This window comes from Streptomyces sp. NPDC058257 (assembly GCF_042881845.1).
Classification (GTDB): Bacteria; Actinomycetota; Actinomycetes; order Streptomycetales; family Streptomycetaceae; genus Streptomyces.
This window is the reverse complement of record NZ_JBHVXJ010000016.1, coordinates 80868-97286: the sequence shown is the minus strand read 5'-3', so window position 1 is coordinate 97286 and position 16419 is coordinate 80868. Positions and strand designations below refer to the sequence as shown.

Genomic DNA, 16419 nt, shown 5'->3' with positions numbered 1-16419 from the left:
TTTCGAGACTACCGGCCACCACTGACAACGGACGATCATTATCCGTCTTGGGGTCCCTTCGGACCCTCGGGCCCGAGTATCCGCACGGCCCCCGGCACGCACTCCGCAGCCAGCGGCAGTCCCCCGAGCTGCTCCCCGTCCGCGTACGCGGTGACGCCCGACGCGGCGAGCTCCACCTTCGCGGCCCGGAACACGGTGACCTTGGGATGGTCGAGGTGTGTGCCCTTGTAGACACGCGGGAAGACCTTGAGGAGCGTCGTACGGCTGCAGTCGCCGACGACCGTGACGTCGAAGAGGCCGTCGCTCATGTCGGCCCGCGCGCAGATCTTCATGCCCCCGCCGTACGACGGTCCGTTCCCCACCGCGACGAGCGTCGCGTCGACCTCGTGGACCCTGCCCTCGTCCAGCGTGATCCGGTACGGGACGGGCCGGAAGGCGGCCAGCTCGACGGCCATCGCCAGGTCGTACTTGAAGCGCCCTGTGGGCCAGCGCATCCGGTTGCCCCGGTCGTTGACCCGCGAGTCGAAGCCGGAGGCGAGCACGGTGCCGAACCACGTCTTGCCCACCCGCCCCAGGTCGACGTCCCGCGCGCGCCCCGCGTCGAGCGCGGCGGCGACGGCCGCCCCCGCCGCGGCCGGGTCGCGCACCGGAAGCCCGAGGGCACGCGCGAAGTCGTTGCCGGTGCCCACGGCGATCACCCCCAACGGGGTGGGCGTCTGCGCGACCGCCTGCAGCGCGAGGCTCGCCATGCCGTCGCCGCCGACGGCTATCAGCGCGCCCGTACCGGCGTCGACGGCGTCACGGGCCCGGCGCAGCGCGTCGGCGGCGTCCTCGCCGATGACCGTGCGCACGGAGAAGCCCGCCGCCCGCAACGCGGAAGCGGCCGGCTGCGCCGCGTGGGCGCCCCGGCCGCGGCCCGCGGTGGGATTGACGAAGAGAGTGATCTCGCTGGTCACTGAGGGTCCCCCCGGACGGAGTTTGAGGGAGGACCCTACAAGATCAGGTCACGTCGTCGAAACCGTTCACCCGATCCCGGTTCGCGCCGTCGCCGCTCGCCTGCTCGGGCAGCGCACGGTTCGCGGACACCGGTTCGATCTCGTCGACGTCCTCAGGGGTGAGGTCCAGGTCGGAGGCCTCGTCGTCATCGGGCCCCGCCTCTTCGATCCTGGCCTTGCGCCGGTCGTTGAGGATCGAGAAGGCGGTGGCCGCGAAGTAGAGCACCCAGATCGGTCCGGCGAGCATCATCATGGTCAGCGGGTCGGTGCTGGGCGTCGCCACGGCCGCGAAGACCGTGATGCCCATGATCATGCCGCGCCACCAGCCGAGCATCCGCTTGCCGGAGAGCACCCCGGTGAGGTTCAGCATCACCAGGAGCAGCGGAAGCTCGAAGGAGAGACCGAAGACGATCACCATGCGGGTGACCAGGTCGAGCAGCTCGTCGAGGGGCAGCTGGTTGTCGACACCGCCCGGCGAGAAGTCGAGCAGCACGCGGGCCATCGTCGGCAGCGTCTTGTACGCGAAGAAGCCGCCGCCGAGGAACAGCGGGAAGCCCGCTCCCACGAACCCGTAGGCGTACTTCTTCTCGCTGCGGTGCAGACCGGGTGCGACGAACGCCCAGAGCTGGTAGAGCCAGACCGGCGCCGCGAGCACCATGCCCGCCATCAAGGACACCTTGAGGGCGAGCGTGAACGGCGTGAGCAGACCGTTCAGGACGATGCGCGCGCAGGTCTCGTGGCCGCCCGTCTCCGCCAGCTCGGCGAAGCTGGACTCGCATCCCACGGATTTCAGGATCGGGTCCGTGAAGAACTCGATGATGTCCTTGTAGAAGAACGCGGCGACGATCGCGACGACGATGATGGCCAGCACGGCCTTCGCGAGCCGATTGCGGAGCTCGCGCAAGTGCTCCGCAAGAGGCATCCGCCCCTCGGGATCCTGTTCCTTCTTGCGGGCAGACTTGAGCAACCCACGTCCTCATCTCGTGCGGCAGGCCGGCCGTCGCCGGCCTTGGATCAGCGCTTAGTCGTGCTGTCGGTGGGCTCGGTGACCGGACGGGAGCTGGTCACGTCGCCGGGCGCGGCCTGGATCGTGCGCGGCTGAGCGGCGGAAGGGTCACCGGGCGGGTCGGCGGGGGCGGCTTCGTCCTTCTTGCCGTCCGTCTTCATCGCCTTGGCCTCGCTCTTGAGGATGCGCGCGGACTTGCCGAGCGACCGGGCCATGTCGGGAAGCTTCTTCGCGCCGAACAGCAGAACGATGACGACGAGAATGAGAATGATCTCGGGGGCGCCGATCTTTCCGAACATAGGTCTTTACCTTCTCACCGAGGCGGCAGGGGCGGGGCTGCCGGACAGGCCGGACTTGGCTGTCCGGCCACCGTGCTGGCAGCGATCGTAACGCTCAGGGGTGAACGCAGGGCAATCCCTGTGCGTACTCCCAGTTGCGGCCCGCGCCTCGCACTCCGGGCCACTTCAGCAGCGTACCCGCCGGACAAGGGAAGTTGACAGGCCGCGGTGTCGATACGCGTCTCAGCCGTACGGCCAGGATTCACGGGCTCTAGAGGGTGTCCCGGCTCGCACGGGCCACACCCGTCGCAGCCGCCTCAAGATCCTCCGCGGCACGGTTGATCCGCTGTGTGGTCTGCGTCACTTGACTGCTGAGGCGCTGCGCCTCGATGAAGACCCGAATCGCCAGTACGCCGAGCACGGCGAGGCCACAGAACCCCGCGGCAATCGCCAGCATCGCCCAGAACATGCGCCGAGCCTAGACGGTCGAGTGCAGACGCAGCGTCCGCACCCCGCCGCCGGTGAGGAGTTCGACGATGCGCTCACCGGCGGGCTTGCGCACCGCGGTGCCGCACTCGGGGCACGTGAACGAGTAGAAGGTGGTGCGGGCCGAGGCACCGATCGCCAGCCGCAGAGAGCCCGCGGAGAGTTCGAAGCGGGCCCGGCAGTCGGGGCAGGCGGCCTTGAAGAGCACAGGGGCAATTCTCGACATTCCGGGAATCTCGGACAAGATGCTGGTGTTCAACGCCCTTGCTCCTGCCTGTCGTACGACCCGCCGGGGTGCTTGTCGTGCTCGTCATAGGCCGCGAGCGCCTCGCGCGCCGCCTTGCGCGCACTGTCCGCGAGATCCGCCGGGGAGACGATGTGCCCGTCCCCGCCGAGCCGCAGCGCGAGCCTGCGCAGCGAGGTGGGGTCCGGGGTGCGCAGCGTGATCCGCAGGCCGCCGTCGGGGAGTTCATCGGCGCTGTCGTGGGGGTAGTACTCGGCGACCCAACGGCCGCCGGGCCCGACCTCGACGACCACCTCGGGGTCCTCGGCGGCGGGCTGCACGAGCCCCTCGGAGAGGTCCCGCAGTTCGACCTCGGGCGGCGAGGACGGCTCGTCCAGGATCTTGATCTCGGCCACCCGGTCGAGGCGGAAGGTGCGGCGCGCCTCGGAGAGGTAGCACCACGCCTCCATGTACGTGTGCCCGACGGCGAAGAGCCGGATCGGGTCGACCTCGCGCTCGGTGAGCTCGTCGCGCGCGGGCGAGTAGTAGCGCAGCCAGAGCCTGCGCCGCTCGGAGATGGCGCGGTCGACGTCGGCGAAGACACCGCCCTCGGACTCGAAGGTCACCGAGAGCCGCGCGCTCGCGCCAGCGTTCTCACCGGCCGCCGCCTCCAGCTTCGCGGTGGCGCGAAGGAGCGCCTGCCGGTCGCTCTCGCGCAGGCCGGGGAGGGTGGAGACCGCGCGGGCGGCCACCAGGAGCGCGGTGGCCTCGTCGGCCGCGAGCCGCAGGGGCGCCGCCACGTCGTCCGGGTTGTGCCACCAGATGCGGTCGCCGTCGGTGTCGATGTCCAGAAGATCGCCGCCGCGGAAGCTGGTCCCGCACAGCGGCAGCACGTCCAGGTCCGAGATCAGCTCGTCCTCGGTGATCCCGAAGGCGCGGGCCACGTCACTGACGTGGGCGCCGGGGCGCTCGCGCAGGTAGGTCACCAGCGAGAGCATCCGGCGGGTCTGGTCGATGGCGTTCGAGGCCATGGTCGTACGTCCCCTCAACCCTTGGCCACGGCGCGCAGCCGGTCCACTACGTCGGCCCGCAGCTCAGCGGGCTCAAGGACCACCACATCGGGCCCGAACTCCACCAGCCAGGCGTCGAGCCCGTGCCCGTACGGAATCTCCAACTCGTCCCACCCCTCGCCCACTTCGCGTATGCGGGCGGCCTTGGCGCGCAGCGGATAGCCCGCACCCGTACGCAGTCTGATCAGGGCGGAGCGGTCGGCGCTCTCCCCCGCCCAGCTCGCGACGGTCTCACGCACCGTGACCACGTCGGGGATGTCGGCGGTGAACTTCCCCGCGCGGGCGCGGACCTTCCCGGTGATGCGGGAGAGCCTGAAGACGCGCTCGGCGCCGCGGTCGCGGTCCCAGCCCGCGAGGTACCAGTGGCCGCGCCAGCACTCAAGGGCCCACGGTTCGACGTGGCGGGGCTCGGGGCGGGCCGCGGTGGCCTTGCGGTAGTCGAAGACGACCGGTCGGCGGTCGCGGCAGGCCAGCATCAGCGGCTCGAAGGACGCCTCGTGCACGGGGATGCGCGGCTCGAGGGCGCTGTGCGCCTCGTACGGGTCGACGTCCTCCGGCAGTCCGGCGGCGCGCAGCTTCTGCAGGGCGCCGCTGGCGGCTCCGGCGAGCCGGGCCTGCTGCCAGACCTTGGCCGCGAGGCCGAGCGCGGCGGCTTCCTCGGCGTCGATGGTGATGGGCGGCAGGCGGTTGCTGTCGCGGCGCGCGAGATAGCCCACCTCGCCGTCGAGGTTCTCCACCGTCTCGATGACCAGGCCGAGTTCGCGCAGATCGTCCTTGTCGCGCTCGAACATCCGGTTGAAGGAGTCGTCGGACCCGGCCTCCAGATAGGCCTCGATGGACTCGCGAAGCTCGCGCTTGCTGAGCGGCCGCCGTGTCCCGAGCAGACACAGCGCCAGGTTCATCAGCCGCTCGGCCTTGGCAATGGCCATCGACGCCCTTTCTCCACATGACTTCCGACCGCCGACCGTACCGCCCCGGGGTGTCTCGGTGAAAGCTGAGGGCCCATGCCGGAACAGGCATGGGCCCTCAGTGGGCAGGTCTGATCAGACCCTGACCTCAGTCGTCGCTCAGACCCTGACCTCAGTCGTCGCTCAGACGCTGACGAGGTCGCAGACGAAGATCAGCGACTCGCCGGGCGCGATACGGCCGCCACCGGCGCCGCGGTCGCCGTACGCCAGGTGCGCGGGGATCGTCAGCCGGCGGCGTCCGCCGACCTTCATGCCCTGGACACCCTGGTCCCAGCCGGCGATGACCTGGCCGGCACCCAGCTGGAACTGGAGCGGCGTGCCGCGGTTCCAGGAGGCGTCGAACTCTTCACCGGTGGAGAAAGCCACACCCACGTAGTGGACGGAGACGGTGGCGCCCGCCTTGGCCTCCGGTCCTTCACCCTCCCAGATTTCCACGATCTCGAGGTCGGTGGGGGCCGGACCGTCGGGGAAGTCGATCTCGGGCTTCTCGATGCTCACGTTTAATGCTCCTGCTTGATACGAATGACCGGCCGGGACAGTGTTACATCTTCGCGAGGATGTCCACGGTGAAGACCAGCGTGGAGTCCTTCTTGATGGTGCTGCCCTGCGGCGGCTTGTCACCGTAACCGAGCTTCGGCGGGACGACGACCAGGACGCGGCTGCCGACCTTCTTGCCGGTCAGACCCTGCGCCCAGCCCTTGACGACCTGCGCCAGCTGGAACGAGGCGAGCTGGCCGCTCTTGTACGAGGAGTCGAACTCCTTGCCGTCGGCCCACAGCACGCCCTTGTACTGGCACAGGAGGCTGTCGGTCTCCTTGATCTCGTCGCCGTCGCCCTCGAGGATGTACGTCGCGACGAGCTTCTCGGGGGCGTCCTTCTTCTTCGGGATCTCGACCGAGGGGGCCTTGCCGTCCGTGTTCGTACCGACCTTGGGGAGGTCGATGTTGGACTGCGCGACCTCCTTGCCCTTGGCCGAGCTCTTGTTGCTGAAGGTGCCCACGAGGTCCACGACGAACACCAGCGTGTCCGTGCCCTTGATGCCCGCCTGCTTGTTGCCCTCGGTGCCGTAACCCATCTTCGGCGGGATCGCCAGCTGCACGCGGCTGTCGAGCTTCTTGCCGACCAGGGCCTGGTCCCAGCCGGGGATGACCTGACCGACGCCGATCGGGAAGACCGTGGGGTTGCCGCGGTCGTACGAGTTGTCGAAGACCTTGGCCGTGGCCCAGATCTGGCCGAGGTAGTTCGCCTGGAGGTAGTCGCCCTTCTTGACCACGTCACCCTTGCCCTCGACCAGGGTCTTGACCGCGAGGTCGGAGGACGCCTTGCCGGGCCCCTTGGCGACGGTCGGCTTCTGACCGAACTTCGTCCCCTTCGTGATCTCGGGCAGCGGCCCGTCCACGATCTTCGCCGTCGGCGCGGCCGACGACGAGTTGGAAGGGGATGGACTGTCGCTGGACTTGGCCTTGTCGGCCTTTTTGTCGTCACCACAGCCGGCCAGCGTGAGCAGGCCTGCCGGAACAGCGAGGAGAAGTGAGCGTCGGCGCACGGTGGGGGCCTCGTATCGGTCGATCTTGTCGGTTGGCGTGCGCGCAACTCTACGCATGGAGAAGGGCGCCGCACGAGGAACGTACGGCGCCCCGCGTTGCGTTCCCGCAACGCATCTCCTGCATCTGGGCTTACATACCGGCGATCAGTTTCTCCACCCGGTCGTCCACCGACCGGAAGGGGTCCTTGCACAACACGGTGCGTTGCGCCTGGTCGTTGAGCTTCAGGTGCACCCAGTCGACCGTGAAGTCGCGGCGCTGCTCCTGGGCCCTGCGGATGAAGTCGCCGCGCAGCCGCGCGCGGGTCGTCTGCGGCGGCACCGACTTGCCTTCGAAGATCTTCAAGTCGTTGCAGATGCGGGCGGCTTGCCCCTTCCTCTCCAGGAGGTAGTACAGCCCGCGCCGGCGGTGGATGTCGTGGTAGGCGAGGTCTATCTGCGCGACCCGCGGATGCGACATGGTCATGTTGTTCTTCGCCCGGTACCGCTCGATGAGCTTGTACTTCATGACCCAGTCGATCTCGGTGCCGATGCGGTCGAGGTCCTCGGCCTCGATCGCGTCGAGCGTGCGGCCCCACAGCTCGAGGACCTGCTCGACGGTGCCCGTGCGGATGCCGCGGCGGTCCACGAAGTCCACGGCTTTCTCGTAGTACTCGCGCTGTACTTCGAGGGCGGAGGCCTCACGGCCGCTGGCCAGACGCACCTTGCGGCGGCCCGTGATGTCGTGACTGACCTCGCGGATCGCCCGGATGGGGTTCTCCAATGTCAGGTCCCGCATCACCGTGCCCGCTTCGATCATGCGCAGGACGAGGTCGGTGGCGCCGACCTTCAGGAGCATGGTCGTCTCGGACATGTTCGAGTCGCCGACGATGACGTGCAGCCGGCGGTAGCGCTCGGCGTCCGCGTGTGGTTCGTCGCGGGTGTTGATGATCGGCCGGGAGCGGGTGGTCGCGGAGGAGACCCCTTCCCAGATGTGCTCGGCACGCTGACTGACGCAGTACACGGCGCCGCGCGGAGTCTGCAGCACCTTGCCCGCGCCGCACAGCAGCTGTCGCGTGACGAGGAAGGGAATGAGGATGTCCGCGAGCCGCGAGAACTCCCCGTGCCGGGCCACCAGATAGTTCTCGTGGCAGCCGTAGGAGTTTCCCGCCGAGTCGGTGTTGTTCTTGAAGAGATAGACGTCGCCCGCGATTCCCTCCTCGTGCAGGCGGCGTTCGGCGTCGACGAGCAGGCCTTCCAGAATGCGCTCGCCCGCTTTGTCGTGGGTGACCAGCTCGGTCACGTTGTCACATTCCGGTGTCGCGTATTCCGGATGTGACCCGACGTCAAGATAGAGGCGGGCGCCGTTCCGCAGAAAGACGTTGCTGCTGCGGCCCCATGAGACAACACGGCGGAAGAGGTAGCGCGCCACCTCGTCAGGCGACAGACGGCGCTGTCCCCTAAACGTGCACGTGACGCCGTACTCATTCTCCAGCCCGAAAATGCGGCGGTCCATGACTGAACATTACGCCTGATGCCCTGCCCTGAAACCGGGTTCGACGGCACCGTTTCGATCATTTTCGGATGAACCCGCAACCACCGCCGATTCAGCGGGGAGCGCGAGCGTCCGCGCCGTGGCCAGCAGAACCAGCAGGGCGGCCACCCCGGCGACCCCGGGGATGACGAAGCCCGCCGTGGTCCCGCCCCACTCGACGACGGGACCCGCGCCCGCCGTCCCCAGGGACGCGCCGACCATGAAGGTGGTCACCAGCCAGGAGAACGCCTCCGTGACCGTGCCCGCCGGAGCGTGCCGGTCGACGACGATGAACGCGCATGCCAGGGAAGGCGCGAGGAAGACCCCGGCGAGAGCCGCGAGCAGCGTCATCGCGACCGCGCCGGGCGTGAGCGTCAGGGGCAGGTAGCCGACGGCGAGCAGCGCGACGAGCACGGTGAGCCGCTTCTCCGGTACGCCCTTCCACTCCCGCGCCCCGTACACCACACCGCCGACGAGCCCGCCGAACCCCACCGCCGCGATGAGCCACCCGTACACGACGTCGCCGCCGTTCCCGTCGGCGTACGACGAGCCGGCGACGTTGATGGAGCCGAGTGCCACGCCGACGAAGAGATACGCGCCGAGGAGCGCGAGGAGCCCGGGTGAGCGCAGCGCCCCGAGCCAGTGCGCCGCACGGTCGGCCGAGCGCCACGCGCGCGAGGGCTTGGAGACCACCACGGAGAGGGCGCCCAGGATTCCGACGGCGTTGACGACGAGCAGCGCGGCCTGCTCCGACCAGAGCGCGACGCATCCGGTGACGAGGAGCGGCCCGACGGTGAACATGATCTCCTGCGCCACCGCGTCCATGGCGTACGCGACGTGCACCTGCTTCTCCTCGCGAAGCACGCTCGGCCACAGCGCCCGCAGACCGCCCTCCAGGGGTGGCGTGGTCAGACCCGCCGCGGCGACCGAAGCGTAGGCGAGGGCGAGCGCGTCGGGGCCGGTGAAGGCGAAGGCCGCCATGCCCAGGGCGGAGAGCAGGGCCGCGGGCAGCTGCACGCGCGGCTGGCCGTAGAGGTCCACCAGGCGTCCGAGGAGCGGCTGTCCGACGGCGTTGGCCACTCCGTAGACCGCGGCAAGCGCTCCCGCCAGGCTGTACGAGCCTCCCTCGGCGCGGATGAAGAGCACGATGGCGATCGGCGCGGTCGCGTTCGGCAGCCGCCCCACCAAGGTGCCCGCGAGCAGCCGCGTCACGTACCGCGCACGGAGGATCTCCGCGTATCCGGAAGCCATGTGATGCTCCCTCCCCCGCGCTGACGCGCCTAGGTGTTACGTATAACTTCGAGCGTCATACGTACCATGTGCGCTGTCCACGGGTCCACCGCTGCCCCGTCCCGCGGGCACTATCTGGGAGGTGCCGGTGGCCGGACCGCAGCAAGAAGCCGGGGGCGCACGCCCCACGAGCCGCGACGTCGCACGCGCCGCCGGGGTGTCCCAGGCCACCGTCTCCCTGGTGTTCGGCGAGAAGTGGCGCGGCCGCGTCGCCGAGCGCACCGCCGAGCGCGTCAGGGCCACCGCGCGCGAACTGGGCTACCGCCCCAACCTCGCCGCCCGGAACCTCCGCCTCGGCCGCACCAGGACGGCGCTCCTCGTCGTCCCCGCCCTCACGAACGAGTTCTTCGCCCGTGTCTACACCGGAGCCGCCCGCGTCGCCGCCGAGCACGGCGTCGGAGTCGTCCTCTACCCCTCCCCCGAAGGCGTCGGCCCCGCCCGCGACCCCTTCGACTCCAGCCGGGGCGCCCTCGACGGCGTCCTCGCGTCCTCCATGGCCTCCGACGCCCTCGCCACCATCCAGGGTGACGCGCTCCCCCTGGTCATGCTCGACAGCGACCCGGCGGACAGCCTCGGCGCGGCCACCGTCAACCTCGACATCGGCGACGGCATGCGCCAGGTGACCGAGCATCTGCTCGCCCTGGGCCACCGCGACTTCCTGCACCTCGCCGCGGGCGTCGACTCCTGGACCTTCGACGTACGCTCCGACGCCCTCGCGGCGGCGCTGAGGGGCACCGGAGCGGCCGTACGAACCGCCCGGGCACTCCTCACCGTCGACGACGCCCGCACGGCCGCTGAAGCCGCCCTGCGCACCCCCGGGCCCCGCCCCACCGCACTCGTCTGCGACGACGACATCCTCGCCGCGGGCGCCTGCAAGGCGGCCCGCCGCCTCGGCCTGCGCGTACCCGAGGACCTCTCGGTGACCGGCTTCGACGACCTCACCCTGGCGACCGCCGTGGAGCCCGAACTCACCACCGTGCGGCTGCCCGCCGAGCAGTTCGGCGAACGCGGAATGGCGTCCCTGCTCGCCGTCCTCGACGGCCGTACGCCGCGGACCGACGTCCTTCCCGTCGAACTGGTGACCCGAGGCTCGACGGCCCCCGCCGCCCGCTAGCCGCGCACATGCGTACGCCCCGTGTTCCGGCCACGGGGCCGGAACACGGGGCGTACGCCAAACCGGACTACTTACCTCTCGGCTTGCTTCCCGGGCTTACTTCTCGTCGGAATCGGCATCCGGCTCTTCGTTGTCGGACTCGGCGTCCGTGGGGGCCGACGCGCCGCCTTCGAGCAGCCGAGCGAGCTGACGCCCGACGATCCGCTTGAACTTCCGCTGCTGCGGCCTCGTACGGTCGAGCACCGCGACTTCGAGCCGTTCCGCGGGGATCTCCCGCTCGCTGCCGTTCGTGTCGCGGGAGAGCGACTGCACGGCCAGCTTCAGTGCCTCGGCGAGCGTCATGCCGTCACGATGACGCTGGTCCAGATACGTGCTGATCTGTTCGGCGTTGCCGCCGACCGCGACCGAGCCGTGCTCGTCCACGATCGAACCGTCGTGCGGCAGCCGGTAGATCTGATCGGAGTCAGCCGTGGCGCCCACCTCGGCGACGACCAGCTCGACCTCGTACGGCTTCTCCGCCTGGCTCGAGAAGATCGTGCCCAGCGTCTGGGCGTAGACGTTCGCGAGCCCACGGGCCGTCACGTCGTCACGGTCGTAGGTGTATCCACGGAGATCGGCGTACCGCACGCCACCGATCCGCAGGTTCTCGTACTCGTTGTACTTGCCGGCGGCCGCGAAGCCGATCCGGTCATAGATCTCGCTGAACTTGTGCAGCGCACGGGACGGGTTCTCGCCGACGAACACGATGCCATCGGCGAACTGCAGCACTACAAGGCTGCGACCGCGGGCGATGCCCTTGCGGGCGTATTCCGCCCGGTCGGCCATGGCCTGCTGGGGTGAGACATAGAACGGCGTCGACACCGGCTATCCGTCCCTTTCTGTCAGTGACTCAGTCAGTGGCGAATACGGATCGATCAGAGCAGCGCGGCCCGCGGGCCGTCGGGCTGCTCCAGGCGCCGCTCAAGGATCGAGCGGGCGATCTCGGAAGACTCCTCATCTCCCAGCCTCCGGAAACCCTCGTCGGAGATCACAGTGACGATCGGATAGATGCGGCGAGCGACATCCGGACCACCCGTCGCCGAGTCGTCGTCCGCGGCGTCGTACAACGCCTGGACGACGAGTGTCGTGGCTTCCTGTTCCGACAGGTCGTTGCGGTAGAGCTTCTTCATCGCACCACGCGCGAAGACCGAACCGGAGCCGGTGGCCGCGAAGCCGTGCTCCTCGGAGCGGCCGCCCGTGACGTCGTACGAGAAGATGCGGCCCTTCTCGCGGTCCACGTCGTACCCCGCGAAGAGCGGGACGACGGCCAGGCCCTGCATGGCCATTCCCAGGTTTGACCGGATCATCGTGGAAAGGCGGTTCGCCTTGCCCTCCAGGGAGAGCGTGGCACCCTCGACCTTCTCGAAGTGCTCAAGCTCCAGCTGGAAGAGCTTGACCATCTCCACGGCGAGACCGGCGGTGCCCGCGATGCCGACCGCTGAGTACTCGTCGGCCGGGAAGACCTTCTCGATGTCGCGCTGCGCGATGACATTGCCCATGGTCGCCCGCCGGTCACCGGCGAGCACCACTCCACCGGGGAACGTCGTCGCCACGATCGTCGTGCCGTGCGGCGCCTCGATCACACCCTGCGTGGGCGGCAACTGCCGGTTGCCCGGCAGGATGTCGGGCTGGTGCTCGGACAGAAAGTCCATGAAGGACGATGAACCAGGCGTCAGGAAGGCAGCCGGTAGACGCCCGGTGCTACGAGTGTTGGCTTCCACGCGTTTCCTTCCAGGTAGGTGACGGCCCGACGCAAGGTGTCGGGAACATCTCCCAACTTGCCGATGGCCGCATTGCAGTTGAAGCACCGTATGCCAGGGACCCTACCCGCCTCATGGCGGTGATCCACATGAACGGCTGGAGCGTTCGCAGAGATCACACGGGGCCCCGCCGGGGAGCGTCGCCAGGTCATCCGAGGCACGACGGTCTTGCGCCCGCCGGTCGTCGGTCAACCCAGCAACCCCCATCCCGAACTTCGACTCCACCCTTCGAAACGAAGGTGGAATCGCCTACTCTCCACCCTTTTGAACGAAGGACCGCACGAAGTCCTCGGCGTTCTCCTCAAGGACGTCATCGATCTCGTCCAGGACGGAGTCCACGTCGTCGCTCAACTTCTCCTGGCGCTCCTTGAGGTCTTCGGAGCCCTGCGCTTCCTCTGTCTGCTCCTCGACCTCCTCGGTGGAACGCGTCGCCTTCTGCTGTCCGCCGCCGGTGTCCTTGGTCGCCATCTACCTCACCCCGCTCGTTAGGTTCGATGCACTTGATCAGACCCTATAAGCCAGGTCTGACATCGGCCCCGTAGTTACTGCAACGTCCGGGGACCACCTCGATGATTCCCACACGCCGGGTCTTTCAGCCTCCGGAGAGCACTCGTACCAGATCCTCCGCCGTACGGCAGCGGTCGAGGAGCTCCTTGACGTGATTCCTCGTCCCGCGCAGCGGTTCCAGTGTGGGCACACGCTGGAGCGAGTCGCGGCCCGGCAGGTCGAAGATGACCGAATCCCAGGAGGCCGCGGCCACGTCGTCCGCGTACTGCTCCAGGCAGCGGCCGCGGAAGTACGCGCGGGTGTCCTCCGGCGGTTTTGTCTGGGCGCGCTCTACCTGAGGCTCCTCCAGGAGGCGCTTCATCTTGCCGCGGGCCACCAGACGGTTGTAGAGGCCCTTGTCGGGCCGTACGTCCGCGTACTGAAGGTCGACGAGGTGCAGCCGCGCCGCGTCCCAGTCGAGGCTGTCACGGCGGCGGTAGCCCTCCATGAGTTCTCGCTTGGCGACCCAGTCGAGCTCTCCGGAGAGGCTCATCGGGTCGCTCTCCAGGCGGCCGAGGACGTCTTCCCAGCGGCTGAGGACGTCCTTGGTCTGCTCGTCGGCATCGGAGCCGTACCGCTCCTCCACATACTTGCGGGCCAGTTCGAAGTACTCCATCTGGAGCTGTACGGCGGTGAGTGTGCGGCCGCTACGGAGCGTGATGAGCCGCTTGAGCGTCGGGTCGTGGGAGACCTGGTGCAGGGTGCGCACGGGCTGGTCGACGGCGAGATCCACCGCGATGAAGCCGTCCTCGATCATGGCGAGGACCAGGGATGTGGTGCCGAGCTTGAGATAGGTCGAGATCTCGGAGAGGTTCGCGTCGCCGATGATGACGTGCAGGCGGCGGTACTTCTCCGCGTCGGAGTGCGGCTCGTCCCGGGTGTTGATGATGGGCCGCTTGAGGGTGGTCTCCAGGCCCACCTCGACCTCGAAGTAATCGGAGCGCTGACTGAGCTGGAAGCCGTGTTCGTGCCCGTCCTGGCCGATGCCGACGCGTCCCGCGCCCGTGACGACCTGCCGGGAGACGAAGAACGGCGTCAGGTGGCGCACGATGTCCGAGAAGGGGGTTTCCCTTTTCATCAGATAGTTCTCGTGCGTGCCGTACGACGCGCCCTTGTTGTCGGTGTTGTTCTTGTAGAGGTGGATCGGCTGGGCACCCGGCAGCTGCGCGGCCCGCTCGGCCGCCTCCGCCATGATGCGTTCGCCGGCCTTGTCCCACAGGACGGCGTCCCAGGGATTGGTGACCTCGGGTGAGCTGTACTCGGGGTGCGCGTGGTCCACGTAGAGGCGCGCCCCATTGGTGAGGATCACATTGGCGAGACCGATGTCCTCGTCCGTGAGCTGACTGGCATCGGCGGTCTCACGTGCGAGGTCGAAGCCCCGTGCGTCCCGCAGCGGATTCTCCTCCTCGAAGTCCCAGCGGGCGCGTCGCGCCCGGTGCATCGCCGCGGCGTAGGCGTTGACGATCTGGGACGAGGTGAGCATGGCATTGGCGTTCGGGTGGCCGGGGACGGAGATGCCGTACTCCGTCTCGATGCCCATTACTCGCCGTACGGTCATGCGGCCCTCCTTGCCCGGCGGCGCTCCCCTTCGGGAACAGCGCTCAAGTACCGCTGGTTCTCCGGTGCGTGTGCGGTGCCCGTCCCCGCACTGCGCGACTCGGCGGTACCGAAGAGCCTAGAGCGCCTTTGCGCTGGTGGGCAGATCATTGCGTCCATTGAAAAACAGACAGCTGCGGGTACCCACGAAGGACACCCGCAGCCGCCCTGTTTTCTACAGGTACTGACCGGTGTTCGCCACCGTGTCGATGGAGCGTCCGGTGTCCGCGCCCTGCTTTCCGGTGACGAGCGTACGGATGTACACGATCCGTTCGCCCTTCTTGCCGGAGATGCGGGCCCAGTCGTCCGGGTTGGTGGTGTTGGGCAGGTCCTCGTTCTCCTTGAACTCGTCGATGCAAGCCTGCAGGAGGTGAGAGACCCTGATGCCCTTCTGGTCGGCGTCGAGGAAGGCCTTGATGGCCATCTTCTTGGCGCGTCCGACGATGTTCTCGATCATGGCGCCCGAGTTGAAGTCCTTGAAGTACAGGACTTCCTTGTCTCCGTTGGCGTACGTCACCTCGAGGAAGCGGTTCTCCTCGGACTCCGCGTACATCTGCTCCACGACCGACTGGATCATGCCGTCCACAGTGGTGCGCCGGTCGGCACTGTGCTCGGCGAGGTCGTCCGCGTGCAGCGGGAGCCGCTCGGTGAGGTACTTGGCGAAGATGTCCTTCGCCGCCTGGGCGTCGGGGCGCTCGATCTTGATCTTCACGTCGAGTCGTCCGGGCCGCAGGATCGCGGGGTCGATCATGTCCTCGCGGTTGGAGGCGCCGATGACGATGACGTTCTCCAGGCCTTCCACGCCGTCGATCTCGGCGAGCAGCTGGGGGACGATGGTGTTCTCCACGTCCGAGCTGACTCCGGATCCGCGGGTGCGGAAGAGGGATTCCATCTCGTCGAAGAAGACGATGACGGGGGTTCCCTCGCTCGCCTTCTCCCTCGCACGCTGGAAGACCAGGCGGATGTGACGCTCGGTCTCGCCGACGTACTTGTTGAGGAGCTCGGGGCCCTTGATGTTGAGGAAGAAGCTCTTCCCTTGAGCCGCTCCGGTCACCTCGGCGACCTTCTTGGCAAGGGAGTTGGCGACGGCCTTGGCGATCAGTGTCTTGCCGCAGCCGGGAGGCCCGTACAGCAGGACGCCCTTGGGCGGCCGCAGTTCGTGCTCCCTAAAGAGGTCCGGGTAGAGGTAGGGCAGTTCGACCGCGTCGCGGATCAGCTCGATCTGGTTGCCCAGGCCGCCGATCTGCTCGTAGCCGATGTCCGGTACCTCTTCGAGGACGAGCTCTTCGACCTCGCTCTTGGGAACCACTTCGTAGACGTACCCGGAGCGGGGTTCGAGCAGGAGTGCGTCGCCGGGGCGGATGGTGACGTCGAGGAGTGGTTCGGCGAGCCGCACCACTCGCTCCTCGTCGGTGTGCCCGACCACCAGGGCACGCTCGCCGTCCTCAAGGATCTCCTTGAGGGTGACGATGTCCCCCACGCTCTCGTACTCCATGGCCTCGACCACGTTGAGCGCTTCGTTCAACATGAGTTCCTGGCCGCGCCTGAGCTCTTCGAGCTCGACGCTGGGGCTGACGTTCACCCGGAGCTTGCGGCCCCCGGTGAAGATGTCGGCCGTGCCGTCCTCATTCGCCATGAGGAAGACTCCGAAGCCGGCCGGCGGCTGCGCGAGCCGGTCGACTTCCTCCTTGAGGGCCACGATCTGGTCGCGGGCCTCACGGAGCGTGTTGGCGAGCCGCTCGTTCTGTGCGGATACGCCGGCCAGATTTGTCTGCAGCTCGACGATCCGCTCTTCGAGAATCCTCGTATGACGCGGAGAGTCGGCGAGCTTACGTCGCAGGACGGCGATTTCCTGCTCGAGATAGGCAACCTGACCGGCGGGGTCCTCAGACCCTCGCCCCGGCCGGATGCCGCGGTTGATGTCGTCGTCGTGGGCTGCCACGGTCCTCACCTCCTCCAAGGGGAGCTGGACGCTTCCAGACCCTACCTGGG

At 68.3% G+C, this 16419-nt stretch carries 18 protein-coding genes; 1 reads left to right on the top strand and 17 read right to left on the bottom strand.

What is annotated here, in order from left to right; genetic code table 11:
• Nucleotides 1-38: 38 nt before the first annotated feature.
• The 11 genes from ACFVXC_RS30980 to ACFVXC_RS30930 all read right to left on the bottom strand — a co-directional run bounded on the left by ACFVXC_RS30980 (nt 39) and on the right by ACFVXC_RS30930 (nt 9333).
• Nucleotides 39-956 carry a diacylglycerol kinase gene (locus tag ACFVXC_RS30980; RefSeq protein WP_389911842.1) on the bottom strand — a complete coding sequence of 306 codons (918 nt, stop codon included), beginning with the start codon at nt 954-956 and terminating at the stop codon, nt 39-41.
• 43 nt (nt 957-999) lie between these two features.
• On the bottom strand, nt 1000-1962 hold the full coding sequence (gene tatC, locus ACFVXC_RS30975; RefSeq protein ID WP_389911839.1) for a twin-arginine translocase subunit TatC: 963 nt from the start codon (nt 1960-1962) through the stop codon (nt 1000-1002).
• Between the two features lie 47 nt (nt 1963-2009).
• Nucleotides 2010-2300 carry a Sec-independent protein translocase subunit TatA gene (tatA, locus tag ACFVXC_RS30970; protein ID WP_361057089.1) on the bottom strand — a complete coding sequence of 97 codons (291 nt, stop codon included), beginning with the start codon at nt 2298-2300 and terminating at the stop codon, nt 2010-2012.
• Nucleotides 2301-2550: 250 nt separating this feature from the next.
• Nucleotides 2551-2748: a hypothetical protein gene (locus ACFVXC_RS30965; protein ID WP_383284936.1), complete on the bottom strand. Its 198-nt coding sequence runs from the start codon at nt 2746-2748 to the stop codon at nt 2551-2553.
• Between the two features lie 9 nt (nt 2749-2757).
• Nucleotides 2758-2991, bottom strand: coding sequence for a hypothetical protein (locus ACFVXC_RS30960; protein ID WP_383284939.1), 234 nt, complete (start codon nt 2989-2991; stop codon nt 2758-2760).
• A 29-nt stretch (nt 2992-3020) separates the two neighbouring features.
• Complete coding sequence (locus ACFVXC_RS30955; protein WP_389911835.1) at nt 3021-4019, bottom strand: helix-turn-helix transcriptional regulator; 999 nt, start codon at nt 4017-4019, stop codon at nt 3021-3023.
• Between the two features lie 14 nt (nt 4020-4033).
• Nucleotides 4034-4987: a helix-turn-helix transcriptional regulator gene (locus ACFVXC_RS30950; RefSeq protein WP_389911832.1), complete on the bottom strand. Its 954-nt coding sequence runs from the start codon at nt 4985-4987 to the stop codon at nt 4034-4036.
• 162 nt (nt 4988-5149) lie between these two features.
• Nucleotides 5150-5524, bottom strand: coding sequence for an FKBP-type peptidyl-prolyl cis-trans isomerase (locus tag ACFVXC_RS30945; RefSeq protein ID WP_389911829.1), 375 nt, complete (start codon nt 5522-5524; stop codon nt 5150-5152).
• A gap of 43 nt (nt 5525-5567) precedes the next feature.
• Nucleotides 5568-6572 carry an FKBP-type peptidyl-prolyl cis-trans isomerase gene (locus ACFVXC_RS30940; protein WP_389912088.1) on the bottom strand — a complete coding sequence of 335 codons (1005 nt, stop codon included), beginning with the start codon at nt 6570-6572 and terminating at the stop codon, nt 5568-5570.
• A 130-nt stretch (nt 6573-6702) separates the two neighbouring features.
• Entirely contained in the window at nt 6703-8064 is a 1362-nt protein-coding gene (gene pafA, locus ACFVXC_RS30935) for a Pup--protein ligase (RefSeq protein ID WP_055550703.1), read from the bottom strand.
• A 9-nt stretch (nt 8065-8073) separates the two neighbouring features.
• On the bottom strand, nt 8074-9333 hold the full coding sequence (locus tag ACFVXC_RS30930; protein WP_389911826.1) for an MFS transporter: 1260 nt from the start codon (nt 9331-9333) through the stop codon (nt 8074-8076).
• Between the two features lie 127 nt (nt 9334-9460).
• Here ACFVXC_RS30930 and ACFVXC_RS30925 point away from each other — a divergent pair, with 127 nt between their 5' ends.
• The gene (locus ACFVXC_RS30925; RefSeq protein WP_389911823.1) at nt 9461-10486 is read left to right on the top strand and encodes a LacI family DNA-binding transcriptional regulator; all 1026 of its coding nucleotides are present in this window, start codon (nt 9461-9463) and stop codon (nt 10484-10486) included.
• A 96-nt stretch (nt 10487-10582) separates the two neighbouring features.
• On the opposite strand, the gene prcA is transcribed toward ACFVXC_RS30925, so the two are convergent.
• The 6 genes from prcA to arc all read right to left on the bottom strand — a co-directional run bounded on the left by prcA (nt 10583) and on the right by arc (nt 16369).
• On the bottom strand, nt 10583-11347 hold the full coding sequence (gene prcA / locus ACFVXC_RS30920) for a proteasome subunit alpha (RefSeq protein WP_389911820.1): 765 nt from the start codon (nt 11345-11347) through the stop codon (nt 10583-10585).
• Nucleotides 11348-11400: 53 nt separating this feature from the next.
• Entirely contained in the window at nt 11401-12246 is an 846-nt protein-coding gene (prcB, locus tag ACFVXC_RS30915) for a proteasome subunit beta (protein WP_389911817.1), read from the bottom strand.
• Nucleotides 12198-12437, bottom strand: coding sequence for an endonuclease domain-containing protein (locus tag ACFVXC_RS30910; protein ID WP_389911815.1), 240 nt, complete (start codon nt 12435-12437; stop codon nt 12198-12200). Before ACFVXC_RS30910 ends, prcB begins: the two co-directional genes overlap by 49 nt.
• Before the next feature lie 97 nt (nt 12438-12534).
• Entirely contained in the window at nt 12535-12753 is a 219-nt protein-coding gene (locus ACFVXC_RS30905; RefSeq protein WP_160503981.1) for a ubiquitin-like protein Pup, read from the bottom strand.
• A gap of 124 nt (nt 12754-12877) precedes the next feature.
• Nucleotides 12878-14389 (bottom strand): depupylase/deamidase Dop, encoded by a 1512-nt coding sequence (gene dop / locus ACFVXC_RS30900; protein WP_389911813.1) that lies wholly within the window; start codon nt 14387-14389, stop codon nt 12878-12880.
• Between the two features lie 213 nt (nt 14390-14602).
• Complete coding sequence (gene arc, locus ACFVXC_RS30895; protein WP_389911810.1) at nt 14603-16369, bottom strand: proteasome ATPase; 1767 nt, start codon at nt 16367-16369, stop codon at nt 14603-14605.
• Nucleotides 16370-16419 lie beyond the last annotated feature (50 nt).

What these genes read in the sequence shown, in the direction of transcription:
- ACFVXC_RS30960 (WP_383284939.1), bottom strand. Translation starts at nt 2,991, where the DNA reads ATGTCGAGAATTGCCCCTGTGCTCTTCAAGGCCGCCTGCCCCGACTGC.
- ACFVXC_RS30930 (WP_389911826.1), bottom strand. Translation starts at nt 9,333, where the DNA reads ATGGCTTCCGGATACGCGGAGATCCTCCGTGCGCGGTACGTGACGCGG.
- ACFVXC_RS30910 (WP_389911815.1), bottom strand. Translation starts at nt 12,437, where the DNA reads ATGACCTGGCGACGCTCCCCGGCGGGGCCCCGTGTGATCTCTGCGAAC.
- dop (WP_389911813.1), bottom strand. Translation starts at nt 14,389, where the DNA reads ATGACCGTACGGCGAGTAATGGGCATCGAGACGGAGTACGGCATCTCC.
- tatA (WP_361057089.1), bottom strand. Translation starts at nt 2,300, where the DNA reads ATGTTCGGAAAGATCGGCGCCCCCGAGATCATTCTCATTCTCGTCGTC.
- ACFVXC_RS30965 (WP_383284936.1), bottom strand. Translation starts at nt 2,748, where the DNA reads ATGTTCTGGGCGATGCTGGCGATTGCCGCGGGGTTCTGTGGCCTCGCC.
- ACFVXC_RS30955 (WP_389911835.1), bottom strand. Translation starts at nt 4,019, where the DNA reads ATGGCCTCGAACGCCATCGACCAGACCCGCCGGATGCTCTCGCTGGTG.
- ACFVXC_RS30905 (WP_160503981.1), bottom strand. Translation starts at nt 12,753, where the DNA reads ATGGCGACCAAGGACACCGGCGGCGGACAGCAGAAGGCGACGCGTTCC.
- pafA (WP_055550703.1), bottom strand. Translation starts at nt 8,064, where the DNA reads ATGGACCGCCGCATTTTCGGGCTGGAGAATGAGTACGGCGTCACGTGC.
- ACFVXC_RS30950 (WP_389911832.1), bottom strand. Translation starts at nt 4,987, where the DNA reads ATGGCCATTGCCAAGGCCGAGCGGCTGATGAACCTGGCGCTGTGTCTG.